Source organism: Chryseobacterium gossypii (assembly GCF_041361455.1).
Lineage (GTDB): Bacteria > Bacteroidota > Bacteroidia > Flavobacteriales > Weeksellaceae > Chryseobacterium > Chryseobacterium gossypii.
This window is the reverse complement of record NZ_JBGCUR010000023.1, coordinates 13534-39836: the sequence shown is the minus strand read 5'-3', so window position 1 is coordinate 39836 and position 26303 is coordinate 13534. Positions and strand designations below refer to the sequence as shown.

The following is a 26303-nucleotide window of genomic DNA, read 5'->3' as shown; positions in this document are numbered from 1 at the left end:
AAAAAAACGGAGCCCGATTTTTCGGGCTCCGTTTATTCATTGTTACACTAATTATTTACCTAAATAAGATTTTAAGATCTTGCTTCTGGTATTGTGTTTTAGTCTTTTAATTGCTTTTTCTTTAATCTGACGAACTCTCTCTCTTGTAAGATCGAAAGTCTCACCGATTTCCTCTAAGGTCATCGGGTGTTTTCCGTTCAGTCCGAAGTATAATCTCACAAGGTCAGCTTCCCTTGGAGTCAGCGTATTCAATGCTCTTTCGATCTCGATCTGGAGGGATTCAAGCATCAGATCCTTATCCGGGCTTGGAGATTCTCCTGAACGTAATACATCATAAAGGTTAGAATCCTCACCTTCTACCAAAGGTGCATCCATAGACAGGTGTCTGCCGGAGTTTTTCATGGATTCTTTGATGTCTTCTTCGCTCATATCGAGAACTTCAGCCAATTCTTCAGGGGAAGGCGGTCTTTCATTCTCCTGTTCAAGATGAGCGTATGCTTTATTAATTTTGTTGATTGAACCAATTTTATTTAATGGCAATCTTACGATTCTTGACTGTTCTGCCAAAGCCTGTAAAATTGACTGACGGATCCACCAAACCGCGTAAGAGATGAATTTGAAACCTCTGGTTTCATCATATCTTTTTGCAGCTTTCATTAATCCAAGGTTACCTTCATTAATCAAATCAGGTAAAGAAAGACCCTGGTTTTGGTACTGTTTGGATACGGAAACTACGAAACGAAGATTGGCTTTGATTAATTTTTCAAGTGCTGCTCTGTCACCTGCCCGTATTTTTTGTGCCAATTCTACTTCTTCGTCTGCAGTAATAAGTTCCACTTTACCAATTTCCTGCAAATACTTGTCTAATGAAGCAGTTTCCCTGTTGGTTACCTGCTTAGTAATTTTTAACTGTCTCATTTATTTTATCCTCAAAAAAGAGTTACTATATAGTATACGTTTGAAAACGGGAAAAGGTTACAAAAGATTTACTTTTTTTGAAATAAATCTGTATATGCTGATGTAAATCCCCACCTTTCTTTATTTCAATCCGGAAAGCATTTGTGCAGACAGAAAAAGTGAAGCCGGAGCTTCACTTTTAATTTATAACAATTGGACGAACTTATAAAAAGGCTGTTCTTTACGCTTTAAAAAGATCATTCAATACTTTCGCCAGCCGTAATCCTCCATAAAGAAGCTGTCTTTCAAGCGTTTCATTGAATTTATACTGATAGTCATAAGATAATTTGGAACCGTCCGGGGTTTGTGCATAAATTCTGTTTGCAATCTTATGCGAATCATACAGCCAGTCTTCCAGTGTTCCGGACTGGATCTGCTTTACTTCATCCCTTGATCTGATATCCAGAAGTTTTGCATATTCCGTATAGCTGTATTTCTGTGAATCCACCAGCTTTCCATCCCATACGGAGTGCAAATTGGTCCTGTCACCGAAATAGGTTACATTGATCTTGTTGCCACCCAGGTCTTCGGCTCTGCCTGCATGCAGAGGCTGGGCAAGATCTCCCATGATATGGATAAGGAAAATCAGGGCGATCTTTCTGTCTTTTTCAGAAGTTCTCTTATCCTTGATCTGGCTGGAAAGGGTATTGATCTGAGTATAGAGATTCGGCCCTGCCTGAGCTTTCAGGTTTTGCTCAAATGCTTTAAAGTCCTTTTGCGGATCAATATTTACGTAATGCCATGCAGAAGCCTGCTTCCAGACTCCGGTAGTATCTGATTTGATGAAATCCGGCCAGTTTGCCCAGTAGGCGAGGCGTTCTTTTCCCATGATTTTTCTGATCTCCCTCTTTGCTTTTCCGCAAAGGTGATTTTCTGCAATTTCTGCAATAATCCTGTGTCCCGTTAGTCCCCAGGCATAAGAATACAGGGAAGCGGAGATGAATGCCAGAACCAGGATTTTAGAATACATACTTTTCATTTAAATAACATTTTCAGGCTGCAAAGATACACCAAGAAGAAGGATAAGATGATAAAGCCGGGATAAAAATTAACTTAATTTTAATCTGTGCATCGGATGTAGCTTTGTTTTATCCGTATTTTTACTATTTCTGCATCATAATATTCTTTTAATATCAATAAATTACTATTTTTAGAATAAAATTATCCGGGAAATATTTTTTCAATAATAAGAGATATATTACCTTTACAGGCTATGATCACAGGGAATACCATGTATGGAAATAATATTGTAGATATGGATTACAATAAGCTGCAGACAGATTTCAAGGCGGAAGCTGTGGCGGTTAACCTTTTGAAATATCACAGGGCGGTAAGCAATATTTTTATTGAGCGGATCGGGATAAACGACAGGGCTTATCTTAAGGATATCAAAAGTATTTCAAGCCATTACCTGGGTTTTGATGAAGAGGTATTTACCATAGAAACCTACAGGGAAGGTATTTATGACTATCTGCCGGAAGGGCTGTTTCATCCGCCATCCCTTGGTGCCTCCAGGAAAAATGTGGAAAATATCGTTAAGGAAATCCGCAGGCAGAAAAAGGTAGAAGATGATGCCAGGAAGTTTTTCCGCCCGTTTGAGCTTGAAATATTCTTCACGGAGATCAGCGCCCTGCTTAAAGAATTTGACTTTGAGATTTCCAGTGATACGGATACCTTGCTTGAAACGGTGGGAGAGTTATGGCCCCTGATAAAAATGCTGGACAAGCAGAACGCCTGCATCTTTATCTATATCCTTCCGTTTTTCCATCAGATCCGTGGAGACAAAAGCTGGTTTGAGAGATGCATGACCGCCTTTTTGCAGGTACCGGTGGAAGTTACCTTTGCTCCTAATGTAATTGACGGGATAGAAGAGAATGATGACTCCATGCTGCTGGGAAATGCCAGGTTAGGCGTTACCTTTATTCCGAGCGGAAGACATATGGACGGGCAGCGGAACTGGGTAGTAAATATTGGCCCGATCCCTTACAAGGATATGAAAAAGTATATTCAGGGGAATCCGTTCCGGAAAGTGCTTGAAGCTATATATGATTATTTCCTTCCGGTAACGGTAAATGTGGAAGAGAATTTTATCACGGAAAAGCAGGAATATTCTTTCTGCCTTGAAGATGATGAAAGAAATGCCAACCGTCTTGGTTACTCTACTTTTCTGTAAAATATTTTGTTATCTTTACGAGCACCTATAAATGTAAATTTGAAAAAAACAGATGGAAATTTCTTCAGTAAAAGGAATCTTTTTAAGGTATATTTTAATGCCTTTGATTGCAGTGATCATGATGGTTATTCTGGGAATCATCAGAAGAAATAAACCTGCTATTAAAATTAAAGTTATTATTATATATGTCCTGCTGTGCGGCTTATGCCTTGCTTTGCCGGGATTTTTCGGCTTTGCGGGAAATTTGTTCAATCCTTACTGGTATCTTATCGCGCAGATTATTTACCTTGTTTTCGGGATCATCCATGTGAATTTGCTGGACAAATATTTTAAAAAGCATATTGATTCCTTAGCTCTAAGCATATTGTTTGAGTCATTGCTTTCATTAACGTGTATTGCTTTCGGAGGATATCTTTTTACATTGATCTTCAACTGGATGAGCAAAGGAACGGGATATGCCGTGATGGCAGCGACAAGTATGCTGGCCTTCCTTATTCCAATGGTATTCTATTACTGTTATATACAGTTCATCAGTATTCCATTCGATATTTATAAAACCTGGCGGTATTCACCCGATCAAAAACTTCCGGATTTTGAAGGTGCCGATTTTGATCGTCTGATGGTACTGAATGTTGAGCTGAGCAAAAATCTGGAAGAAAGCAACAGGTTCAGGATCAAGGCTAAAACATTGCCTACGGGAGTAACATTCGGAGACTGGTTCTACAGGGTTGTGGACGACTATAATCATAAAAATCCCAATTCAATCATTCATCTTACAGACAAAGATAAAGAAGCTTATTACTGGATCTTCTATACAAAAAAATCATTCTTCAGCTTCAGGAAATATATTGATTTTGATCAGGATATCTCAGCCAACGGGATTTCAGAAAATGAAGTGGTTATCTGTAAAAGAGTGATCCAGCATGAGGAAGAAGGAATTGCGAGAAAATCATAACACAAATTAAAGTTAATATGATACAGCCTATTAAACATTTTGCCATCAATTGGGTAGATGGGATGAAAGTATCCCAAAGACACCTGAATGATCAGGATAACTTTCTGATTGATACCATCAGAGATTCCAATTCGCTTGGGATCACAACATATAATTACGGGCTTTTGCCTATCTCAAATGAATTTACGGATAAAACCATCTTCGACGTTCACAATACCGCTACCAATGATGTGCAGCTGGTGATCAAGCGTTGCAGTGCCGTTACCATGGCCGGCTACAGAATTGAGCTGAATGACAGAAGGGTAAGCGTAAAATCGCTGGCCAAATCCATGAGCGAGGAACAGGCAGACGGAGAATATTATATTCTGATTTCCGTAAACCCTTTTGATAAAGTGCCTTTTGGTGATATTGATCCGGAGGAGATCCCGCCCCGCCATCCGAGTGCCCAGCCCAATTATCATATAGAGCTGCTTCCTGTAACTTCCCTGAACAGCAGCTATTCGGGGGGGAATTACCTGATCATCGGTAAGGTGGATCTGAAAGGGAACATAGCCCAGGTGGATTCTAATTTTATTCCGCCTTGTACCTCTGTCCAAAGCCATCCCGTTTTATTGGATTATTATAATAGTTTTGCCAAATCTATCGGGAATTTGCAGCAATATGCCTTTAAGATCATCCAGAAAGCATCACATAAAAACCAGAACACCGCTTTGGCGCAGAACGTAAAGTTCCTGTGTAATACGATGATCAATACTTTCGGGGATATTTATTTCCCGTTCAGAAATATTATTCCCTGGCAACCTCCTGTATTCCTGATCGAATGTTTTGCTAAATTGGCGCTTCGCCTGTATAATTCAACCCAGGTGCTGGTTCCGGCAGAATTGGAAGAAATGTTGAATTACAGTCTGGAATGGAGCGAGATCGCCCCACACACTTTATTGAACCAGCTATCGATTGTCGCTGAAACCAACTATGATCATCATAATTGCGGGGAACCGCTCCTGTATATCCAGCAGATGCTGAGAAGCCTTGAAACCATTTTCTCAAAACTGAGCGAACTGGATTATATCGGTCAGAGAAAAGAAAATATTATCGTTAATGAGCAGGAAGTCTCTTCTAGTACCAATCCGAAGAGGGGCTGGAGCGTTTTAGATTAACAAAAGTATAATTGTAAATAGCAAAAGTCCTGTTTTTCAGGGCTTTTTTGTTTGAAAAATAGTGAATGTTGGAATGAATTCTTTTAAAGGTATCTTTTTGGCGGTGATGGCAGCCCTGCTTTGGGGAGTATCCGGAACGTGCGGACAGTTCCTGTTTCAGGAGCGGGGCATTAATATAGAGTGGATGATCACGATTCGTATGCTGATTTCAGGGATATTTCTGCTGCTTTTTTGCCGGATTTGGCGAAAAGCTGAGCCTGTTCGGGATATGGAAAAACAAAAAAGATGCGTTGCAGCTGGTTACCTTCAGCATCACGGGAATGCTTGCCGTTCAATACACTTATTTTGCAGCGATCAAACATTCCAATGCCGCCACGGCAACGGTTCTTCAGTATGCAGGACCTGTTTTCATAGCGATCTATCTTGCTTTCAGAAATAAAAAATTGCCGTTGTTTTTAGAGGTCATTGCCATTATTCTGGCAGTTGCGGGAACTTTTTTGCTGGTGACCCATGGCAATATCGGAAGTCTTTCCATTTCTCCCACCGCTTTGTTTTTTGGGATCGCTTCAGCCATTACGCTGGCTATTTATACGTTACAGCCGGTGAAACTTTTGTCCAAATATAAATCTTCCGTTGTTATAGGCTGGGGAATGTTCTGCGGAGGTGTTGTGTTCAGCTTTGTAAAAGCGCCGTGGGCTATTGAAGGGATATGGGATGCATAGACCTATTGGGGAACTGCTTTTATCGTGATATTCGGGACGCTGATCGCTTTTTATTCTTATCTCACTGCCGTACAGATCATAGGTGGGCAGAAGAGCAGCCTGCTGGCTTCTGTGGAACCTCTTTCCGCTACTGTTCTGGCTGTCCTTTGGCTGAATGTCTCTTTTACCACGATTGATTGGATTGGGAGCGTTTTTATTATTTCAACTGTATTCCTGTTAAGCAGGAAAACGGATAAAAAGAAAGAAGCGGGCTGATAGGATAAAAACTTATCCTTGAAACCATTATGTGAAATCCGGAATAAAACTGCTTATTTTTTTACCAGGATCTTTTCAGTAGCCTTTTTACTGAGGATCTCTTTTTTTCCTTCGATTTCAATAGTCATGGATTTATCGAAATCCTCTACTTTTACGACTTTTATTCTGGTATTCAGCAGTAGTTGTCTTTCGTTAAGATAATTTAAAAAAGCATCATCGGAAAGGGTAACAGAAGTGAAAACGACGGTTTCGCCTGCTTCGCAGCTGCTTAGTTTCTGTAAGTCCTGGGCAATGATATTGCCATCTTTATCGGGAATGGGTTCCCCGTGGGGATCGAACTTGGGATGATCCAGGATCTCATCCATCTTATCAAAAAAGACCTGGGAATGTACATGTTCCAGCTGTTCTGCAATTTCATGTACATTTTCCCACCCAAAATTCATCCTTTTTACCAGAAACATTTCGGTAAGCCTGTGCTTTCTTACCACCAGAGCGGCTTCCCTGCGTCCATTTTCCGTGACAACAAGAGGTTTGTAGGTCTCATAAATCACCCAGCCTTTTTCCGAAAACTTCTTCATCATATTGTTGACACTCGGCATTTTCACATTCAGAAATTTGCTGAGCTCATTGATCGTCACCTTTCCTTCATGGTCCACCAGATGAAACAAAGCTTTCAGATAATTTTCTTCCGTTAATGTTGCTTTCAAAATGTTAGATGATTTTCTATACAAATCTAACAAAATATTATTGAAATCCTGGCTTTGTTCTTTTAACTTTTTTTAATTTTAGCCTATGAAATTTTCATTTAAAAACGATTATTCCGAAGGATGCCACCCGAATATCTTAAAAGCACTTTCAGAGTACAATCTGGATCAGCAGGCCGGCTACGGCGATGATGAATATTCTGTAAAAGCCAAAGCGCTGATCAGGGAAAAAATCAGGAATCCCGATGCTGATATCCACTTCGTTTCCGGAGGAACCCAGGCTAATTTGATTGTCATTTCCTCCATATTAAGACCATATCAATGTGTGATTTCTGCATCTACCGGGCATATTTTAAATAATGAGACCGGTGCCATAGAAGCTACCGGGCACAAGATCCTGGGTATTGAAACGGAAGATGCAAAATTACGTCCATCGGATATAATTCCGATCCTTGAGAATCATAAAAACATTCCGCACCAGGTAATGCCTAAACTGGTATATATCTCAAACTCTACGGAATTGGGTACGGTTTATAATACGGAAGAGCTTCGGGAGCTTTCAGCTTTCTGTAAACAAAATAATCTGTATCTGTTTATGGATGGCGCCAGGATGGGGCAGGGACTGACCTCCGAGATCAGCGATCTTACCCTGGAAAGGGTAGCAGAGCTCACTGATGTCTTTTACCTGGGAGGCACCAAGAACGGCGCTTTGCTGGGAGAGGCCATAGTAATCAACAATCCGGATCTCCGGGAAGATTTTGCCTTTAATATCAAGCAGAAAGGAGCACTATTGGCCAAAGGAAGGCTGCTGGGGATCCAGTTCCTGGAACTTATGAAGAATGACGTGTATTTTGACCTTGCGAAACATGCCAATCATCAGGCTATGAAAATGAAAGAGGCAATGAGGAAAAGGGGAGTGCGGTTTCTCTCCGATACCTATACCAATCAGATCTTCCCGATCCTAAGTAATCATATGATCCAGGTTTTATCTGAAAAATTTGAATTTTATGTCTGGAAGAAGATTGATGAGCATCATTCTGCGGTGCGTCTTATTACTTCCTGGAATACGAGTGACCAGGCCGTGGATGATTTTATTGAAGTTATAGCGGTCAATTATCCCCAATAAGAAGACTTATATATTTATTATTGACTCAGACTAATATGACATTAGTTCTACGCTTTGATGTTATATTACAATATTTTGTTTCTCCTATGGAATAAGTATTGTGGCTTATAACATTATAAACCGAGTATTCAGATTCAAAACCTTATATTTTACAGTATTATGTCTGAGAAGGTAGATTTAATTATTCGTTTTAATGTAAGTTTTAAAAAAATAATGGTTTTTTAATAAAAAAATCATTATTTTTTTTTATTTTAGGAAAATGAATATATACAATTAAATATGTAAAAATTTTATGAAAAAACTAATCTTAACTTTGGGAACTTTTATTTGTGTATTCTATAATGCACAATCGTGGAATCTTTCAGGAAACTCAGGAACTAATGGTTCCGTTAATTTCGTTGGAACAACAGATAATCAGGACTTGGTCTTGAAAACCAATAATACTGAAAGGATCAGGATCAATTCTAATGGCAATATTGGCGTTGGTACAAGCCCTGATCCCAACGTTGCTTTCAGGGTACAAGGGCGAAGCCAGCTTTTATCAAGCATTGATAGTGATACTTTTCAGGTTAGAAATTCAGGCTCTAATATAAGCAGCGGCTCTTCTTTAGTTTGGCTAAATTACACTCAATATCAGCCAAACAATCCGGGAATCTTAGATATTACCGGACCCACTGCGCCAGGAAACTGGGAAGGAATATTCTCGTTAAAAGCAAATGGAAAATTACTCATTGGAAATTATAATCAATATCCTAGCTGTTCAGATTGCGATGATTACCGGGTTTTCATAAAAAATGGTATCAGAACTGAGAAGATAAAGGTGGATATAGCTGCAAATAACGGGTGGGCAGACTATGTTTTTGAAAAAGATTATAAATTAATGCCACTGAAAGAAATAGAAAAATTTATCCTTGAAAATGGTCATCTTCCAGAAGTGCCATCTACTGAAGAAGCCATTAAAAATGGGATAGAATTAAAAGAGATGAATATTCTTCTTTTGAAAAAAATTGAAGAACTGACACTCCATCTGATTGAGCAGAAAAAGGAAATCGATAACCTGAAACTAGAGCTTCATAACCATGAATAGATTAGCATGTTTAATATTTACCGTTGTATCTACTCTTTTCTTTGGCCAAAATAAGCTTTTCTATATTGAGATTCCCGATAAAAATGATGTTCCGAGTGTAGAGAGCAATATGGGTAGATTACTTTTAAAGCATACTGACAATGGCGTTACTGAGATTTTTTCAAAATATATCATATATAAATTTGAAAAAGCCTTTCCCACATCCGTAACACCATTTTTGCAGAATATTTATATTGTAGAAACTGACAAAGGAGGAATGACTGATGATTTAAAGAATTATAAAAATTATTTTCCTTTGGTCAGAGAAACTTATGCCCCACAATTATTGTATACTCCCAATGATTATAATTATCCTGCAGGAAGCTCTAATCCGCATAAGAATTTGGATTTGATTAACATAAAAGATGCCTGGGATTACACTCATGGAGATCCAAATATAAAAATAGGCATAAGTGATACTCCTATAAGGCTGACCCATGAGGATTTAGTGGGAAAAGTGACTAGTCTGGTTAGCTATACGTATTCAGATTCCCATGGAACTGCCGTTGCAAGCCATGCTGCTGCTAATACGGATAATGGCTTAGGTATCCCGGGGACAGGCTTTAATTCTAAAGTACTCTATAACTATATAGGAATCGATAAACTATTGGAATTATCTCAAAATGGAGCGAGAATTGTAAATGCGAGCTGGCTGAGCACATGCTATTATGATAGTATAGAGCAGGCCGTGATTGATGAGATATATAAAAATGGCACAGTAATAATAGCAGCAGCGGGAAATGGCGGAACATGCGGGGGACCATTTAATTACGTATATCCTGCAAGTTATAATCATGTAATTGGTGTTTCCAGTGTCGGATATGAAGAGGTAGGGTATATGTACAATAATATGCCTGTAGGCTGGCGAGATCGGGTAGAGCAGGTAATAGGCGATCCTAGCACTACACATCAAACGAATGATATGGTTGATGTATCTGTTGCAGGGTTTAACGTTCTTGGAGCTACAGCTGTTGATGACAGCTCATATGGCGGAGCCTGGGGGACCTCATTATCCTCTCCCCAGGTATCTGGTATTGTAGCACTGCTATTTTCTGTAAACAATTGTTTAAACCCGGATGAAGTAGAAACAATTCTTAAGCTTACATCATTTAATACAGAATTGATTCCTGAAAACTCACCATATATCGGTAAAATAGGTGCCGGAAGAATAGAGGCCGGAAAAGCTACAAAAATGGCATGGCAAATGAACCCGAATAACGGAGGGGAGATTGTGATTTCAGATAGAAATTTTGATAGGTGGCATTTCGAATTAACAAATTCTCCTCAGAAAGTAAGAATTAAAAATCAATCATTTATTAATAATTCTGACATAAAAATAAAAGCCAAAGATTATATAATCCTTGATGAGGGTGTTTTAATCCAGCCGGGTTCAGATAAGGTAAATAGCTTTTATATAGGTGATGACACTTGCTTTAGCTTCTCATCCTCAAGCAAAAATATAAATGCTAAAAATAAGAATCAATCTCAAAATACTTTAATGGCCAAGAAGAATCCAGCAGAATTATATCCTAATCCTGTGGAAAAAAATCTATTCATTAAAAGCAATAAATATTTAAAAGATGACACGGTTAATATCACCATTTATGATTTATCCGGCAGGGAAATTATGAAAGATAAAATATCCTATATGGAATTTGAGCAGACTGGTATCAATTTAAATAGCTTGCCACAAGGGCAGTATTTAGTTGAACTCACTTTTTCAAATAAAGAAAAAATTGTACAAAAAATCTTAAAAAGATAAAAGGATTATTTATTTGATCTGATAGTACCCTAAAAATCCTTACTTCAAAAGTAAGGATTTCTTTTTGAATTAACTCTTTGAGGGCTCAATCTTAATCCGGGCTTTATTTCTTATTTCAGAGCTTTTGAGATTGCCTCACAATGGGTAGCTTCAAGTTTTTGTCCTTTGTAGCTGATCTTCTTTTCGCTCACATACTTCATCTGTCCGTTATCATCTCTCTGTTCACCGATTCCTTCCAGCAAAGTGTTGTCTTTTTGGATAAAATAAATATCTCTTTTGCTTTTAGAGCCTTCAGATTCAAACTCGTAGATAAGCTTCAGGGTATCCCCTGATTTAAAACCTGTAACATCACCTTTTGAACTGTCTTTTTCATTGTTTTTATAAACCAGTTTCCCGGTGATTGTTCCCAGGTTATCATCAATACTGGCAAAAACGGTATCTTTTCCTGTTACGCCCATATAGCAGTAAGATTTGGGGCCCAGTGTGTCTACCACCGTCTCTTCAGTGATGGCTGTGGAATCTGTTTCCTGTTTTGGCTCTGGAGCTTCTGCTTTTTTATTGCAGTTCATCAGAAAAGCTGTCAATGCGCTTAATACAATTATTTTTTTCATATCCCAATTGTTATAATAAATCAAATTTGATACGAAAATAATAATAGTATTTGTATATGAACAAATTAAATATAAATAAACAGAATAAACAGATGTTTATTTGAATGATAAACGATTGATGATTATGCCGGATTCCTAAACTCTTAAGAGGCCCCGGAAACCTCTTGCTGCATAATAAGAGTCAGCCCCGTTATGGTACATAAAAACGGTATTGTAACGGCGGTCACAGAAAATGGCGCCTCCAAGCTCCCTGATATCCGGAGGGGTCTTTACCCAGCTGGAGGTTTTTAGATCGAATTTCCCCAGCTTCTGAAGGTAGCGGTATTGTTCTTCGGTCAGGAGCTCAATTCCCATCTCTGTAGCCCTGTCTATCACATTACTTTCGGGTTTATGGGCTTTTCTGGCTTCCCATGCCTGATAGTCGTAGCATAAGCTTCTCCGTTTGGGGCTTTCGGGGGAACAATCAAAGAAAATATATTCACCGGTTTTTTCATCGTAGTCTACTACATCCGGTTCACCTTCCGTTTCTTCCATTTCATTCAGGGACCAAAGCTTTTCCGGATTTTCGGTCAGCCTGGCCTGGATCTTATTCCAGTCGAGACCCTGGTGACGGTTCATATTTTTTTCAAAACGGGTTTTCAGAATTTTTAATAATTCTTCACTTCTTTCGGGAGACAATTTCTTTTTACTCATATCAGATCGGATTAGACAGATTATTCAATAAGGATATTTTTCTTTCAGCGGGCCTGGTGTACCAGGATATTATTGTCAGAACCAACAGTAATAGCGCCGGAAATGTTTTGTTCAGAGGATCATCCACAATGATGTGGGAGAGCACGGCTTCCGACATTAAAAAGATAAATCCTGCATAGGTCCATTCTTTCAGCAACGGCCGGCCTGGAATAAGTACGGCAATAACGCCCATTATCTTCCAGACCCCAATGATGGTCATAAGGTAGACAGGGTAGCCTAATGTAGTGAAACTCTCCACTTCATCTTTATTCCTCATTAGCTGAACTATGGCTGTTGATATCATTCCCAATGACATCCATAAGGTAAAAATCCAATAGATGATTTTTTTTCTTTTTGGAGATTTGCTTGGTGTTTCCATTGTTTTTAATTTTTTTTGTTAATCATTTATTCCTTTTCCTTTAAGGATCCGGGGAATATATTTTTCAATTCTGGATTCACGGGTTTTAGCCTGTTTGCCGGATGAAAAGTAGAGTAGGTAGGCTCGCTGCCTTCCGGGAGTTAACGCTTCAAAAGCTTCTTTCAATGAGGGATTGCTATCAAGCTTTCTCCGGAATTCTTCCGGCATTTCAAATTCTTTGGTTTCCTTCATTTCAACCTTAATTCCTGATTTTTCTACTTCAACAGCTTCATAAATATAGGCTTTTAATGCTTTTTCCCGGCCGGTAATCTCATCGAGACCGGTGAAGCGGATCTGTCTTGCTGCCTGTACATTTTCGGTCTGCCGGATCAGTATGTTGTCAGGATCATTTAATAGGGCTCCTTTAAAGAACAGGAGCGCGCAGTATTCTTTAAATCCATGAATCAGAACTACATTTTTACCGTGATAGGTATAGCACGGACATCCCCATTTTAATTCTTCATCAAGACCTGTATCCAGAGCTATCGTTCTTAATTTTTGAAATTCTTTCTGCCATTGTCCTGCTTCATCAAAGAAAAAGTCTACTTTGGGATTCATATTCTTCTTTATTTCTTCGTTCTTTATTTTCTAATCTTTCAGTTTACCGACAACCTCCTGAAGACGGTTATGGGCCATATTGATGCCTTGTGCAAAAGGCAGCTTAAGCATCTGGTCTCTGTAATCGGTTGATTTATAAATGGTATGGATGGTGATCCGGCTGGTTTCATCTGTCAGCCTTTCAAATTCTAAAAATTCCAGCTGAATAGGAAAAGGGGTGTTTTCCATCTGAAAAGTTCTTATGATTCTCTGGTCGGGAACAATTTCATGAATGGCTCCATTAGCCCGGAAAACCACTTCACCCTGTGGATTTGAGGTCTCAAACTGATAGCCGCCATGCTGTTTGTTTTCGAGTTTTAAAACTTTTGTACCCATCCATTGTTCCACGATCTCAGGTTCCGTGTAAGCTTTGAAAAGAAGCTCCACGGGCAGATCAAATTCCCTTGTAATAAATATTTCCTGCTTACCGTCTTCAGCATGGATTTTCGTTTTAAGTTCCATATGTTTATTTTTTTGTTTGATAAGCTTTCATGACACTTTCCAGTTTGTTGAACCTGTCGTCCCACATTTTGCGGAAAGGTTCGATAAAATCGGCTATTTCTTTCATTTTGTCCGGATTAAGATGATATATGATTTCGCGTCCGTTTTGTTCAGGTCTTAACAGTTCACATTCGGTGAGAATCTGAAGGTGTTTTGATACGGTAGGTCTTGCGGTATCAAAATGCGAGGCAATAGCGCCAGCCGTCATGGATTGGACAGCCACCAGCATAAGTATGGATCTTCTGGTAGGGTCTGCAATGGCCTGAAAAACATCACGTCTTAAATTCATTGTGTAGCTATTTGACTACAAATATATATGAAGTTATTTGACTACGCAAGTTTTGAAGGATAATTTTTTTATATAATTACTAAAAACCCTTGTAACCGTACGATTACAAGGGATGGCTCAATTATATTTATATTATCAACTATTTCAGATTTTTGTCCAGATAACTTTTTAAATCAATGATATAGCCGTCAAAAAAATCTTCAATTATTTTTTTATTATTGGAATTGACGATCTTACCGCCGGGATCAAAAATACTTTCAGGATAGGCCAGCTTATAATTAATTTTCCGGGAAGTAACAGCGCCTAAAAGCCCGCCATTAGGAGATATACTGCTTTGAGTTCTCCCGTCTTCCGGCTGAACAAATTTATATTCATTGAAAGGAATATCACCTTCTGATATTACGTCATTGCCAGGACTTATCAATAATTTGGCGTCAAAAATAGTCGAAAAGATCTTAGAATTAGGGCTATAGCTTACAAGCAGGGTATCTTTTACATCTGTTACCACTTCAATATAAGCCAGCGATACGAGGTCGGCAGAACATTTTTTCTTGTCACCAATGGTGGCAAAGTCCCTGTACGCCAAAAATGTTTTTTTTATATTGTCCGAATACTCCAGCTTAAGCCCGCTATGGCTTTTTACATAATTGAGAACGGCATCATAAAGTTGTTCCTTAGTTTTACCTGGATAAGCAAGCTTTACATATTCGCGGTCATGTATCGGCAGGACCTTCCCGATATATCCGGAGCTGAATTGATTTTTTTCCAGCTTTACCTCAAAGTATTTTCCCTGTGCGCTGGCAGGGGATGCTATAACAAAAAAGATAAAGAAAGAGGTTATTTTAATAATTTTCATCACAAAAAATTGATTTGTTAATTACGGCTATATTTACTATCGAAATCTACTTTTGTTATTACACCGTTTTTATCTGCGTACACCGTTGTTATCGTTACATACTGGCTGCTCCATCTGGTGTCTTCCGCTGCTTTTTGGCCGGTTATCACGGTCTGTCCGAAACCATTTGTAGCAGTCTCGATATACCCCGGGGTATAGCTGCCGCCGGCAGTATTGGTAACGTTTTCATATACCACAACTTTTCCGCCGTTTTCATCGGTAGTGGTTCTTGTAGGAACTCCCCAGCTTTTGTAGAGATCCGAGAGTTTTAAGCCCACCCATGAAGCTTTCCAGGCCTCACGGTTGTAGATACCTCTTTGATAATCAGCATACAGCTTATCCGCCGCATACCGTTGCGACAATGCTTCCTGGGTTCTTTTGTCAGTTTTTGCCTGCTGCCCGAAAACTGATATTCCCGGAAAAAAACAAAAGGTAAAGCATAAGGGATAGATAAAGTTCATATTTCACGTATTTAGAGTGGTAAAATTATCCATAAGGCATTAAAGACCATCCTGGATTCCTGAACTTTTTATAAAAATGAGTGCAACTTTTTATAAAAAGTTTTCCTGAAAATTGATTGTAATATGCTTGTTACAGCGTGTTATTCGGGTTGTTGAGGTCTGGATTACATAACAGACAAAAAAATATCTGCAAATTTTTTAAGTAAATATACAATTTGTTTTTTCGATTGGTTTTACTATATTGGGTCAGCTCACGAAAAGTAAAAAAAACCGGGTTAAGGATAAAATCTATCAAACTATGTTATTTTGATAGTTGTTATGAATTATTTAATCTCAATGGTCTAAGTTCTCCCGGTTTTAATGTTACTTTATTATTCCAGATATAATCCCCTGTTAGATGGATGTGTTCCCAGCCCAAAGGTGAAAGATACTGAAAAGATTTTCATCGATTATCGTTCCATTACTCTTCAAGTAATTTACAGCTCTTTCGAGGTAGACCGTATTCCAATGTATAATGACTCCCGTTATTGTCCATTCTAAAAATGGCTTTCTGCTAAAGAAATATTCATCTTTATCTGCTGGTTCATAATCAACAGCACCCCTCCTTTCTAATTTAGTTTTAGAATTATCTGTGAAATTTACGGTTATGTCTCCAAGAATACCACATAGGAGCATTCTAAGGAATCCTTTTTTTCCTTAAAGATTATTCATACATTTTTCTGCTAGTTTTTTTTCCTTTTGAAACTCATATCTATCAGCAACTTTATAGGCTCTGTCTGTTGCAGGAGGAAACAACGTATTAATTAAGGTAGATGGAGGGATTCCTTGAGATACTTTTTCTTTCCAATCTATTTTTGCTATAGTTAGTAAGTGAAGAAGGTTTGCTCCATCAGCATACAGTCGATTTCCCCATTTGATATTTCCTATTTTAGTTTTACAATCTTCAATGTAGGCAATGCTGTGTTCAATAGGCAATCCTCTACGTTTTAAATACTCATCCTCTATATACCTTGCTCCCCCTTCATTATATTCCTGCTGTTTTTCATAATACCTAAATTTTTCCGCCATATTATCCCGGAGAGCTCGTAAATCTGAAAAATCTTGAAGTAATTGGGTCGCCTGAAGTTGAGTTGTTACTGGTTCAGATAAAAGACGAGATTCTATAATACTAAGAGTTAAATAATCTATATTTTTTGATGGAAAAGCCTCCATAGCTTGTTCCAGACTATAGGGTATTTTATAGTTGTTCTGTACTAGATGAAAATGTTCATGTACCATTACTGCGGTTAAGCTCCATTTACGGGGAGTTGTAATATTATCTGACAGATCCAAAGGAACTATTAGTATATAATAATTTTCCAGATCAGCAACAGGCAGTAAGTTATAAAATAAATGTGGTAAAGGAAGGTTGGGCAAATCATTCAAATTCGGAAGATCCTTTTTTAAGAAACGTATTATTACAGTACCAGAATTTTGTAATCCAAACGGCAAAGGTATTTCCGAATAATTATCTTTGGATATCTCACTGATCTTTTTTCTAATAAGGTTAAATTGGCTCGTTTTAGAGAGTAAAGAAGATGCTACTAAATAAGCTGGAGCATTCGGAGATTTATCTTTTATATCATATACGATTGCAGGCATTGGAGTAATCCATGAACTACCAAAGCCTACTGGGTTAGCTTCTATATCTGATAGATATTGTACAGTCTGAGCAATTCCTTGTCTTGTTTCCCTTGGAATTTTTTGCCATTTAGGATTATAATATGCATCGAATGCAGGAACGTCACTGATTTCTAAATTAGGCTGGTTTTCACATGACGTTATAGATAATACAATCAAAATAAACAACATATTTATACCGTTGTTTCCTACTTTTATACTTGCATATGTCCATTTACGCCATAGCCATTCTAATGGACCATAAGAAAAATACAGAAACCAGACTCTACTCAGAATGATCTGGAATACTAGAATACTTAGACAGATCCCTATTGTATCCCTATAAGCTATATTAGATTTTAACCCTAAAATATTACTGATCAAAATAATTAAAAGGGTTTGCATGATGTAATTGGTAAATGCCATTTTTCCCATTGGTGAAAATATATTGATACACTTCTTAATAACTGGCACATAATTGTATAAAAGAATCAAAATACTCATGTAAGCAAATGACTGCATAATACCTGTAAAAGTGAGTATTTTAAAATAATAATTAGTAGGTCTATATTTCGGAAGTAAAAAATCACCATATATTGCGATTATAGTACAAATGATAAAAATTCCAATCAGTATATTTTTGTAACGTTTAGAATGATAAAAAAAAGCAATCTGCCCAAGATAAAATCCAAGATAAAATAAACCTAAGATTGATATATACGTTGGAACCAGAAAACAAGAGATTAATAATAAGATTAATGCAACCATAAGATTCCATTTAGGCTGTAGTGAATACGCGGGTAAAAGGATAATCCCAATAATAGCATATACCTTTAATGCCTCACCAGGTTGTAATAAAGAATGTAATATTCCTACTCCTAGTAAGAATATAAGCCTTTTTGCAAAGAAAAGACATGGGTTTTTCTTTTTCTTTTTAATGTTATCCATAAAAATAAAAGCCCCTACTCCGAAAAGAAAGCTAAAAATAGGATAGAACTTAGCTTTAAAAATAGTATCAAAGATATCAACCAGATGCTGATCTTCTTCTCTGTATGGAATATCCATTAACCCGCTTATATTCATAAAAATAATTCCACAAAGAGCAATTCCTCTTAAGGCATCTATTAACTCAAGCCGCTTTACAGTTGTAGCAAGGGCTTTTATTTTTGTTTCATTTTTCATATTTGATTTTTTTTGTCTTAACAAATATATAAAAAAGAACTGTGTAATACAATATATAAAAAAGAACTATGTAATACAAGGTAGTTTATTAATAAAGACAGTATATTACCTTTATACTGATATAATATTCTTCAGCTCTAGCAGAAATTATAAATTATCAGTACAAGCATCCTTTTTCGGGATATTGGGGTGAAGGTAAAACTTCTTCAGATTGAAGAGCATTATACGGATACTGCGGGATTCACGGATCATATTTGCCTTAATGCATCTATTAGGATTTAAATTTGCTCCCAGGATAAGAGATCTGAATGAAAAAAATGCACCTTAAAGAACAGGGCGAAGATATTAATGAAGAATTACTCCAGTATCTTTCACCTTTAGGCTGGGAACACATCCATCTAACAGGGGATTATATCTGGAATAATAAAGTAACATTAAAACCGGGAGAACTTAGACCATTGAGATTAAATAATTCATAACAACTATCAAAATAATATAGTTTGATAGATTTTGTCATTAATCCGGTTTTTTTTACTTTTCGTGAGCTGACCCCTATATTAGAGATAAGCAGAAATAATTCTGTGAATTTTTAAATCTTTAAATATGGTGAAGATTATTTTCAACTACATCATTGAAGAAATAGGTAATGATTTAGGAGTGAGAATTTCTGATGAAGAGGTAAAAGAGAAATTTAACATTGATTTTGAAGAGTTTCAAATTATAGCAAGAGATTATAGCAACGCATTTGGATTATAATCGAGAGTAACTAAAAATGACATTAGATTTATTAAATTAAGAAAGTAAATTGAGTATTAAATATTAATCCTTTTCATTTAAAATAACATATAATAATACCATTTTTTATTTTAAAAAAATAAAGTTGGGAATGAAAGCTAAGATTTCCGGAGACTGTAAAAAATTATGATAAATGCTCTGTAACACTAACTTATAAAAAGTCCTATAATTTATATTATGTTAAATTGTATGTACAGCTGATTCTTTAAAACGTTCCGCACGCTATCATTGTAATATTTGAGCATACAATCCCATCATTATCCATCATTCTTAAGAAGCTCTAATGGCATATGTTCCTTCTCAGAAATCATTTATCGAAGTAAAATATGCTATTGGAAAACTATTAATCTGGATGGAATATTTTCCACATGTCATTAGACTGGCTTCTATCAAAATATTTTTAAAATTATTTAAACCGGTTAAGCATCGCTTTAAAAAATTGATGATTACCATAACGGGTTTTTGTAAAATGATCAATATTAAGTCTATCTGAAAATTCTTTCTCCTTTAATTTTATTAATTTTACCTGCTTGATTACAGATATTTTCAAAGAACATAAACAATCCCCAGAAACTTGAAATTACCACTTCCCTATTATCAGAATAATGATGTAATTTTCCTGGCCAGAGATCTCTTGGGAAAAGTGCTTTTCACCACGATCAACGATGTGATCACTGCAGGAATTATTGTAGAAACCGAAGCCTATTTTGGTGTACAGGATAAAGCATCCCATGCCTATGGCGGCAGGCGTACCAACCGGACTGAAACCCTGTATAGCCATGGCGGCGTATCTTATGTCTATCTGTGTTATGGTATCCATTACCTTTTTAATGTGGTCACTTCAGTCCGCGATGAGCCTCATGCGGTCTTGATAAGAGCGATAGAACCATTGATCGGGAAAGAAATAATGGAACTCAGAAGAAACATGCCTGCTGATAAGGCAGCTATTACAGCCGGTCCGGGTTCTGCGGCTAAAGCTTTGGGTATTGATTATTCTTTCAACAAAAAGGAATTAACCGGGGATGAGATCTGGATCGAAGATCATGGCATCAGGTATGCTCCCGATGAGATCGTTGCGGCTCCCCGCATAGGAGTTGCATATGCCCGGGAAGATGCCCTGCTGCCGTGGCGGTTTTTTGTAAAGAATAATAAATATGTAAGCAGACATAAGCCCGGTAAATGATTTTCAAATAAGCCGGACTGCTTTTATGCCTGTTCTTTTGACCTATTTAAGATTCCGTACCATACCTGGCACGGAGAGACGGCCAACAAGGTTACCCAGGCCTGAAGATTCAAATCCGAAAAAGCAGCTTCACGGTTGATATACAGAAAAGTGAGCTTTTCAACAAAATAAAATTGAGCTTTAGGGACAAGCAGGCAATGCGGCCCGCCCGATAAATTTGTACTGTTAAATAACGGTTATCAATGAAAATGAAAACAATAAACAACATTTTTATCAGCGGACAGTTTGTAACCCCTACGGGTGAAGAAACGATGATGATTGTAAACCCGGCTAATGAAGAGATATTGGGAATGGTACAGCTGGGTAACGAGCAGGATATTCTGGATGCCATTGAAAGTGCAAAAAGAGCCCTGCCCTCATTCTCACAAACGACAAAAGTCCAGAGAATGCAGTACCTGCAGGATCTTCATGATTCGATTATGGAGCGTATTGATGATTTGCAACAGGCTACTATAGATGAATACGGGGCTACCGTGGAGAGAGCCTTATGGTCTAACCGCTATGCGGCAGAGATCTTTCTTAACTTTAAAAAAGTGCTGGAAGATTTTGAGTTCGACCGTACCGTCGGGACCTCCCTGCTTACTTTGGTTCCTGTGGGCGTAGCGGCAATTCTTACTTCATGGAATTCAAATTCAGGCTCCATATGTGTTAAGCTGGCGGCTGCCATTGCTGCGGGATGTACAACGGTGATCAAGCCCAGTGAATTAAGTGCAATACAAAGCCAGATCCTTGCGGAATGTTTTGAAAAGGCAGGATTGCCGGAAGGCGTAATCAACATGGTCCAGGGCAAGGGAGATGTTCTTGGGCCCGTGATCTCTAAGCATCCTGATGTATCCAAAATACTGTTCACGGGCTCTACAGCGGTGGGCAAGATCATTGCCCGGAGCTCTGCGGATACGATGAAAAGGCTTACTCTGGAGCTGAGCGGCAAATCCCCCAACATTATATTAGATGATGCAGATCTGGAGAAAGCTGTGCCTATGGCCGTTAATGCATGCTTTATGAATAATGGGCAGGCCTGTATAGCCGGGTCCCGTCTGATTGTTCCTGCAAAACTATTACCTGAAATAAAAAAACTGCTCATCAGGGAAGTAGAATCATTGAGAATAGGAGATCCGCATGATGAAAAAACATTGATAGGGCCGCTTGCCAATAAAAAGCAATTTGACAGGATGCAGCATTATATCAGGTCAGGCATCGATGAGGGGGCTGAATTGCTGGTTGGAGGATTGGGTAAGCCTGAAAATATGCAAAAAGGCTATTTTGTAAAACCTACGGTCTTCACAAGGGTAACTCCTGAAATGACCATTGCCCGGGAAGAGATCTTTGGTCCCATATTGTCGGTCATTACTTATAACTCTGATGAAGAGGCTGTCCGCATCGCCAATGATACCGTATATGGGCTACAGGCTTATATAAGTTCTTCAGATTCTGAAAGAGCCGAAAAGATTGCAAGGAAGATCAATGCAGGAAGAGTCCTTATCAATACGCTATATCACGATCCTTTTGCCCCGTTTGGAGGATTCAGGGAATCGGGGATCGGAAGAGAAGGCGGAGTGTACGGACTGGAAGAAATGCTTGAACTTAAGGTTATAATAAATTGATACATAGTATATAATATAGTCTTATATAAATAAGATCAGGAAGGTGTTTCCTGATCTTATTGTATTGTTCGGATTAAAAATAGTTCGCCTGCATGTCCTCCAATAAGCCGATATGCGCAGGTCTCCAGTTTAAATGCTCCTGGGTTTTGAGGCTGCTTGCAGGACTGTCAATTCCAATAAAACCGCTCATCCATTCAAAATGCTTCTGAGCATCTTCCCCTGATAAGGATCGTACAGGCAATTCCAGCTTTTCACCGATCAGTTCTGCAATTCTTTTTAACTGGATACCCTGGTCGCCTGTTGCATTATACCGCATTCCCCTTTCTGCTTTTTCCATTGCCAGACGAAACAGTTTGGCCGCATCCAGGCGGTGTACGGCCGGCCAGTGGTTATTTCCTTCACCTACATAGGCTGATACTCCGTTTTTACGGGCCTGGCTGATTATGAACGGGATGAAGCCTTTATCTCCTTTATCATGGACGGACGGAGGCAGACGGATAACAGAAGCATTGATGCCGTTTTCAGCCAATTCCATTGCTGTGGCCTCGGAGCTGCGCGGAGAATCTTTGGACAGATCATCCTCGGTGATCAGCCTGTTCGTTTTTGAAAGTCCGAGGATCCCGGCAGTGATTATAAATGGCTTCTGTGTTCCTGCCAGCACCTCTCCCATTGCCCTGATTGCGGCTTTGTCTGCATCATTTGCTTTTGCATACTGTGAAAAATCGTGGATGAATGCCGTATGGATGACGCCTTCAGCCCGGGATGCACCCTGCTTTAAGACATCAAGATCTTCAAGATCTCCCATCAGTACTTCTGCTCCCGCATCTGAAACAGCTTTGGCGGAACTTTCGGAGCGTGCCAGACCGGTTACCTGATGTCCTGCCCCGATCAGCTCTTTTACCACGGCAGAACCGATAAATCCGGAGGCTCCTGTAACAAATACTTTCATACTTTTATTTTTTGATAGAACAAAGTTCTCTGATTTATCAAAAATAAATGTAGCCAAATATACTTTTTACGTAGTCAAATCTGAAGTAAGATCTGGATAGGATTTTTTCCGGATGATGATTTCAATCAGCGATCGGTTTTATGCCACACGGCCATTGCTTAAATTGATGGTACAACCGTCGATCAGAATATGCCCTTTCAGATTTTTAACATATACGGAGCGGCCTTTTTTCACTGATTCAACGTTATATTTTTTTACGTCTTTGGCGTTAATTACCATAACGGTCCCTGATCCCTTACAAAATGCCCGGTAGCCCTCCTCTATTATCAAAGCGGTACCTTCGCCCAGGCCTACGCCCAGATATTCACGATGCAGTATAACTGCATGGGCAAGCTTCTCGAATCTTGTCCTGTGAACAAATTGGGTGTCTACGATGCAATTGTTTATAAAGCCGAGACCTGGCAACAAATTAAAGCCATTCATCATCATATCGGATATGTACATGGCTCCCGCATTTATTCCCGCCAAGGTAAAATGATCTTCATGCAGATACTTATTACGTAAAAAGTCTGTAATGGCAGTATTCTTCAGAGCTGTATAAACTTCAGACCGGTCTCCCGCGAAAAAAACGGTGCGGGCTTTTGCAAGCCTCCTTGCATAAAGATTTTCATCCGGTAACTTATGTTCCTCTATATCCACACAAAGGAAATCAAAATTATGATACCCGACTTCAGTCAACGCTTTATGGTATTCCTTTTGAAGATCTTTTGATGATGAAGCCGTTATGATTTCAATACGATCGTCCTTTTCCTTTACCAGGAGCTTAAGAGCTTCACGGGAAGCTATATTGCACAGGGAGCTATCCGCATTTTCAGGCTGTGCACTGCCTATCATGATTAACCTGCCTTTTGGAACCATACTAATTGTTTTAAAGTGATTATACATGGCTATTCGTTGTCGGTAGTTACTCTGGCACTGTCTTTACCGAGGTTCAGGGTATCCGATAGCTCGGGTAAGGTCCGGATGGTATCCGAAGAAGCGTTGTTCACGGTGCTTTTCTTGTCATTCTGGTCTCTGTACTGTGTTTCAGACTTTGTGCAGCCTGTCAATAAGCAGATCAATAAAAAAAGAGAAAATATATTTTTCATAATAATGTAATTTGATTATCTCAAACTTATACAGTATATAATTGATACCTTATGACTTTAATCACAATAATGACCGGATAAAATTGCTTAAAATTACTGACCGGTCGATGAAGCTGTTTTACACAAAAAAGAGCCTGATATCATTCAGGCCCTTTCAGGAGTATCGCGGATCAAAATGTTTTTGGAAGTCTATTCCTGCTATGAATTAGAGGGAGATAACGATCTTTCCTACCGTTCTTCCGGTTTCCTGCTCCAGGTGTGCTTCACCCATTTTTTCAAAAGGAAAAACCCTGGAAACGTACGGTTTTATATTTCCTTTTTCGAGTAGTGATGCTATTTGTTCCATATCCTTACCGCTGGATTGCACGAGAATGAAATAGCCTTTTACGCCTCTGGCAGCAGCTTTTTCTGTTACTTCTTCATTTAATCCGCTCGGGATGCTGATGATTGTACCGTTCTCTTTGGTGACCTCCAGAGAATTGTCAATATTGTCTCCACCAATCGTATCCAGCACAAAATCAAATTCCCTAGGAGCTTCAGACCAGTTGAAGTGTTGATAATCAATGTGATGATCGGTGCCCAGGCTCAGTACAAAATCCCTGTTCTTCAAAGAAGATGTTCCGGTAACTTCCGCTCCGAGATATTTTGCGATCTGTACCGCAATATGTCCTACCCCTCCGGATGCGGCGTGTATCAAGACCTTCTGTCCTTGTCGGACATTGGCGTTATGTACCAGGGCCTGCCAGGCTGTTAATGCCACCAATGTACTTGCTGCGGCTTCCTCAAATGAAATGTTTTCCGGCTTTAGTACCAGCTGGTCTGCGGGAGCTGCCACATATTCTGCATAAGCTTTCCCATGTCCCGGAAAATTGACCATCCCGAAAACTTCGTCTCCGGACCTGAACAAAGGGCTTTTGCTTTCTTCTACAATGCCGGCAATATCCCAGCCTAGGATCAATGGCGATTCATCTTTAATTCTTCCGTAAACCCCTTTTTCCGAACGGCTTTTAACATCCACCGGATTGATGCTCAGGGCTTTGGCTTTTACCAGCACTTCCCCTTCCCGGATCTCTGGCTTCTCGAGATCCCTGTATTCAAGGTTTTCCACTCCTCCTGGTGCTTTTAATACGATTGCTTTCATATGGTTTTTATTTTATTGATGTAAATTTCTCAGCTTTTCAGTGCTTCCGTTTTGTTTTATAATGGAACAAAGTTAGTGCTAATCAGGGCTGAAAAATAACCTGTTTGAGCTGAAGAATGGTACAGAATTACGTAATTCATGAAAGACAGATCCTCTGCCGTGCAGGAAATGTTACCGTTTATGAATACTAATTCAAATTCGTCTTCCTGAATTCAAGGGGTTTCATACCGGTTTGCTTTTTGAAAAGACGGGTGAAATAGGAAGCGTTTTCAAACCCAAGCGCATAAGCAATTTCCGAGACATCCTTTTCTCCCAGCCTGAGCAGGTTTTTAGCTTCTGAGATCAGAAATATGTGGATCAGCTCCATTGCCGTTTTCCCGGTTTCCTGCTTTAACAGATCACTGAGGTAACGTGGCGAAACGGCAAGCTGTTCAGCAAGATAAGCAACATTGGGCAAACCTTTCCTTTCCAGGTTGCCGTCATTCACATACTGCCTTAATGCTTCATCAAACCTGGAAATCGTTTTGCCCGTAACCTGTGTACGGTCTAAAAATTGCCTTTTGTAAAAACGCTGAGCGTATTTCAGGATGGACGAAATATGGCTGAGTATGATCTCACGGCTGTATTCATCAGGGTTATTAAAATATTCGCTCCGGATTTTATCATGCAGTTCCAAAATGATCTGTTCTTCCCTGGGGGAAAGATGAAGCGCCTCTGTGACTTCATAATCAAAAAAGCCGTATTGGCCGATGGTTTTATGCAACTCATGCCCATTGAGATAATCTTCATGGATCATCAGCATATATCCCTTTTCTTCAAATTCCAGGTCTTTCATTTCTATAATTTGTCTGGGTCTGGCAAAAAACAGGCATCCGTTATCATGATCGTAGGGAGTACGTCCGTACATAAAAACTCCGGATTTTATTTTTTTGAATGCAATGATATAGCAGTCTGTGGTAAATTCCCGGTTTCCCAGCGGGCAGGCAGACTGGCAGCCGATCATACCGAGAAGCGGATGCTGGGGCGCTTCCCATCCGTTTCCCAAATGGAGCTCGGTAAGGGTTTTATAATGTTTCATCGGAATATTTTTTCTAAATTACAACAAATCAGGCATACCTTATGAATATGCCCGATCTCATTA

Annotated in this window: 30 protein-coding genes and 2 pseudogenes; 14 read left to right on the top strand and 18 right to left on the bottom strand. The window is 38.8% G+C overall.

Going from position 1 to position 26303, the window contains the following annotated elements:
• Positions 1-51: 51 nt before the first annotated feature.
• Positions 52-918 (bottom strand): sigma-70 family RNA polymerase sigma factor, encoded by an 867-nt coding sequence (locus ABMQ40_RS12670; RefSeq protein ID WP_099767369.1) that lies wholly within the window; start codon positions 916-918, stop codon positions 52-54.
• 220 nt (positions 919-1138) lie between these two features.
• The gene (locus ABMQ40_RS12665; RefSeq protein WP_370900146.1) at positions 1139-1936 is read right to left on the bottom strand and encodes a S1/P1 nuclease; all 798 of its coding nucleotides are present in this window, start codon (positions 1934-1936) and stop codon (positions 1139-1141) included.
• A 234-nt stretch (positions 1937-2170) separates the two neighbouring features.
• Here ABMQ40_RS12665 and ABMQ40_RS12660 point away from each other — a divergent pair, with 234 nt between their 5' ends.
• The 6 genes and pseudogenes from ABMQ40_RS12660 (at position 2171) to ABMQ40_RS12635 (ending at position 6219) form a co-directional block, all read left to right on the top strand.
• Complete coding sequence (locus ABMQ40_RS12660) at positions 2171-3130, top strand: type VI secretion system baseplate subunit TssG (RefSeq protein WP_370900144.1); 960 nt, start codon at positions 2171-2173, stop codon at positions 3128-3130.
• Positions 3131-3182: 52 nt separating this feature from the next.
• Positions 3183-4085, top strand: coding sequence for a TssN family type VI secretion system protein (locus ABMQ40_RS12655; RefSeq protein ID WP_370900142.1), 903 nt, complete (start codon positions 3183-3185; stop codon positions 4083-4085).
• Positions 4086-4102: 17 nt separating this feature from the next.
• A complete protein-coding gene (locus ABMQ40_RS12650) occupies positions 4103-5242 on the top strand; it encodes a hypothetical protein (RefSeq protein WP_370900140.1) in 1140 nt (379 codons plus the stop codon).
• A 73-nt stretch (positions 5243-5315) separates the two neighbouring features.
• Positions 5316-5435, top strand: a pseudogene (locus ABMQ40_RS12645) (EamA family transporter); the annotation flags it as partial.
• A 97-nt stretch (positions 5436-5532) separates the two neighbouring features.
• A complete protein-coding gene (locus ABMQ40_RS12640) occupies positions 5533-5964 on the top strand; it encodes an EamA family transporter (protein ID WP_370900138.1) in 432 nt (143 codons plus the stop codon).
• A 24-nt stretch (positions 5965-5988) separates the two neighbouring features.
• Positions 5989-6219, top strand: a complete 231-nt coding sequence (locus ABMQ40_RS12635) for an EamA family transporter (RefSeq protein WP_370900136.1) — start codon at positions 5989-5991, stop codon at positions 6217-6219.
• Between the two features lie 53 nt (positions 6220-6272).
• Here ABMQ40_RS12635 and ABMQ40_RS12630 read toward each other — a convergent pair whose 3' ends face one another.
• Entirely contained in the window at positions 6273-6926 is a 654-nt protein-coding gene (locus ABMQ40_RS12630; RefSeq protein ID WP_370900134.1) for a metal-dependent transcriptional regulator, read from the bottom strand.
• 85 nt (positions 6927-7011) lie between these two features.
• On the opposite strand from ABMQ40_RS12630, the gene ABMQ40_RS12625 reads away from it, so the two are divergent.
• The 3 genes from ABMQ40_RS12625 to ABMQ40_RS12615 all read left to right on the top strand — a co-directional run bounded on the left by ABMQ40_RS12625 (position 7012) and on the right by ABMQ40_RS12615 (position 10937).
• Positions 7012-8049 (top strand): threonine aldolase family protein, encoded by a 1038-nt coding sequence (locus tag ABMQ40_RS12625; RefSeq protein ID WP_370900132.1) that lies wholly within the window; start codon positions 7012-7014, stop codon positions 8047-8049.
• A 292-nt stretch (positions 8050-8341) separates the two neighbouring features.
• Positions 8342-9136 (top strand): hypothetical protein, encoded by a 795-nt coding sequence (locus ABMQ40_RS12620; RefSeq protein ID WP_370900130.1) that lies wholly within the window; start codon positions 8342-8344, stop codon positions 9134-9136.
• Positions 9129-10937 (top strand): S8 family serine peptidase, encoded by a 1809-nt coding sequence (locus tag ABMQ40_RS12615; protein WP_370900128.1) that lies wholly within the window; start codon positions 9129-9131, stop codon positions 10935-10937. The genes ABMQ40_RS12620 and ABMQ40_RS12615 overlap by 8 nt, the downstream gene beginning before the upstream one ends.
• Before the next feature lie 110 nt (positions 10938-11047).
• Here ABMQ40_RS12615 and ABMQ40_RS12610 read toward each other — a convergent pair whose 3' ends face one another.
• From ABMQ40_RS12610 to ABMQ40_RS12565, 10 genes are all read right to left on the bottom strand, one after another.
• Entirely contained in the window at positions 11048-11548 is a 501-nt protein-coding gene (locus ABMQ40_RS12610; protein WP_370900126.1) for a hypothetical protein, read from the bottom strand.
• Between the two features lie 135 nt (positions 11549-11683).
• Positions 11684-12241 carry a DUF4256 domain-containing protein gene (locus tag ABMQ40_RS12605; protein WP_370900124.1) on the bottom strand — a complete coding sequence of 186 codons (558 nt, stop codon included), beginning with the start codon at positions 12239-12241 and terminating at the stop codon, positions 11684-11686.
• Position 12242: 1 nt separating this feature from the next.
• Positions 12243-12659, bottom strand: coding sequence for a DoxX family protein (locus tag ABMQ40_RS12600; protein ID WP_370900122.1), 417 nt, complete (start codon positions 12657-12659; stop codon positions 12243-12245).
• Between the two features lie 18 nt (positions 12660-12677).
• The gene (locus tag ABMQ40_RS12595; RefSeq protein WP_370900120.1) at positions 12678-13256 is read right to left on the bottom strand and encodes a YdeI/OmpD-associated family protein; all 579 of its coding nucleotides are present in this window, start codon (positions 13254-13256) and stop codon (positions 12678-12680) included.
• Between the two features lie 30 nt (positions 13257-13286).
• Positions 13287-13757 carry an SRPBCC domain-containing protein gene (locus tag ABMQ40_RS12590; protein ID WP_370900118.1) on the bottom strand — a complete coding sequence of 157 codons (471 nt, stop codon included), beginning with the start codon at positions 13755-13757 and terminating at the stop codon, positions 13287-13289.
• A gap of 4 nt (positions 13758-13761) precedes the next feature.
• Positions 13762-14085 carry an ArsR/SmtB family transcription factor gene (locus tag ABMQ40_RS12585; RefSeq protein WP_370900116.1) on the bottom strand — a complete coding sequence of 108 codons (324 nt, stop codon included), beginning with the start codon at positions 14083-14085 and terminating at the stop codon, positions 13762-13764.
• A 139-nt stretch (positions 14086-14224) separates the two neighbouring features.
• The gene (locus ABMQ40_RS12580; protein WP_370900114.1) at positions 14225-14941 is read right to left on the bottom strand and encodes a hypothetical protein; all 717 of its coding nucleotides are present in this window, start codon (positions 14939-14941) and stop codon (positions 14225-14227) included.
• Between the two features lie 17 nt (positions 14942-14958).
• On the bottom strand, positions 14959-15441 hold the full coding sequence (locus ABMQ40_RS12575; RefSeq protein WP_370900112.1) for a hypothetical protein: 483 nt from the start codon (positions 15439-15441) through the stop codon (positions 14959-14961).
• Positions 15442-15834: 393 nt separating this feature from the next.
• Positions 15835-16116, bottom strand: a complete 282-nt coding sequence (locus ABMQ40_RS12570) for a hypothetical protein (protein WP_370900110.1) — start codon at positions 16114-16116, stop codon at positions 15835-15837.
• Between the two features lie 21 nt (positions 16117-16137).
• On the bottom strand, positions 16138-18282 hold the full coding sequence (locus tag ABMQ40_RS12565; RefSeq protein WP_370900108.1) for a DUF418 domain-containing protein: 2145 nt from the start codon (positions 18280-18282) through the stop codon (positions 16138-16140).
• A 204-nt stretch (positions 18283-18486) separates the two neighbouring features.
• Between ABMQ40_RS12565 and ABMQ40_RS12560 the strand changes: the two are divergent.
• From ABMQ40_RS12560 to ABMQ40_RS12540, 5 genes and pseudogenes are all read left to right on the top strand, one after another.
• A pseudogene (locus ABMQ40_RS12560) lies at positions 18487-18595 on the top strand (Tn3 family transposase); the annotation flags it as partial.
• Between the two features lie 4 nt (positions 18596-18599).
• The gene (locus ABMQ40_RS12555) at positions 18600-18761 is read left to right on the top strand and encodes a Tn3 family transposase (protein ID WP_370900184.1); all 162 of its coding nucleotides are present in this window, start codon (positions 18600-18602) and stop codon (positions 18759-18761) included.
• Positions 18762-18885: 124 nt separating this feature from the next.
• A complete protein-coding gene (locus tag ABMQ40_RS12550) occupies positions 18886-19038 on the top strand; it encodes a hypothetical protein (RefSeq protein WP_370900106.1) in 153 nt (50 codons plus the stop codon).
• Positions 19039-19651: 613 nt separating this feature from the next.
• On the top strand, positions 19652-20260 hold the full coding sequence (locus ABMQ40_RS12545; protein WP_370900104.1) for a DNA-3-methyladenine glycosylase: 609 nt from the start codon (positions 19652-19654) through the stop codon (positions 20258-20260).
• A gap of 248 nt (positions 20261-20508) precedes the next feature.
• Entirely contained in the window at positions 20509-21924 is a 1416-nt protein-coding gene (locus ABMQ40_RS12540; protein WP_370900102.1) for an aldehyde dehydrogenase family protein, read from the top strand.
• Between the two features lie 73 nt (positions 21925-21997).
• On the opposite strand, the gene ABMQ40_RS12535 is transcribed toward ABMQ40_RS12540, so the two are convergent.
• The 5 genes from ABMQ40_RS12535 to ABMQ40_RS12515 all read right to left on the bottom strand — a co-directional run bounded on the left by ABMQ40_RS12535 (position 21998) and on the right by ABMQ40_RS12515 (position 26240).
• Entirely contained in the window at positions 21998-22873 is an 876-nt protein-coding gene (locus tag ABMQ40_RS12535; RefSeq protein ID WP_370900100.1) for an SDR family oxidoreductase, read from the bottom strand.
• A gap of 138 nt (positions 22874-23011) precedes the next feature.
• On the bottom strand, positions 23012-23791 hold the full coding sequence (locus tag ABMQ40_RS12530; RefSeq protein WP_370900098.1) for a cyanophycinase: 780 nt from the start codon (positions 23789-23791) through the stop codon (positions 23012-23014).
• 29 nt (positions 23792-23820) lie between these two features.
• The gene (locus ABMQ40_RS12525) at positions 23821-24021 is read right to left on the bottom strand and encodes a putative periplasmic lipoprotein (RefSeq protein ID WP_370900096.1); all 201 of its coding nucleotides are present in this window, start codon (positions 24019-24021) and stop codon (positions 23821-23823) included.
• 205 nt (positions 24022-24226) lie between these two features.
• Positions 24227-25162, bottom strand: a complete 936-nt coding sequence (locus ABMQ40_RS12520; RefSeq protein WP_370900094.1) for an NADP-dependent oxidoreductase — start codon at positions 25160-25162, stop codon at positions 24227-24229.
• A 187-nt stretch (positions 25163-25349) separates the two neighbouring features.
• Positions 25350-26240 (bottom strand): helix-turn-helix domain-containing protein, encoded by an 891-nt coding sequence (locus ABMQ40_RS12515; protein WP_370900092.1) that lies wholly within the window; start codon positions 26238-26240, stop codon positions 25350-25352.
• Positions 26241-26303 lie beyond the last annotated feature (63 nt).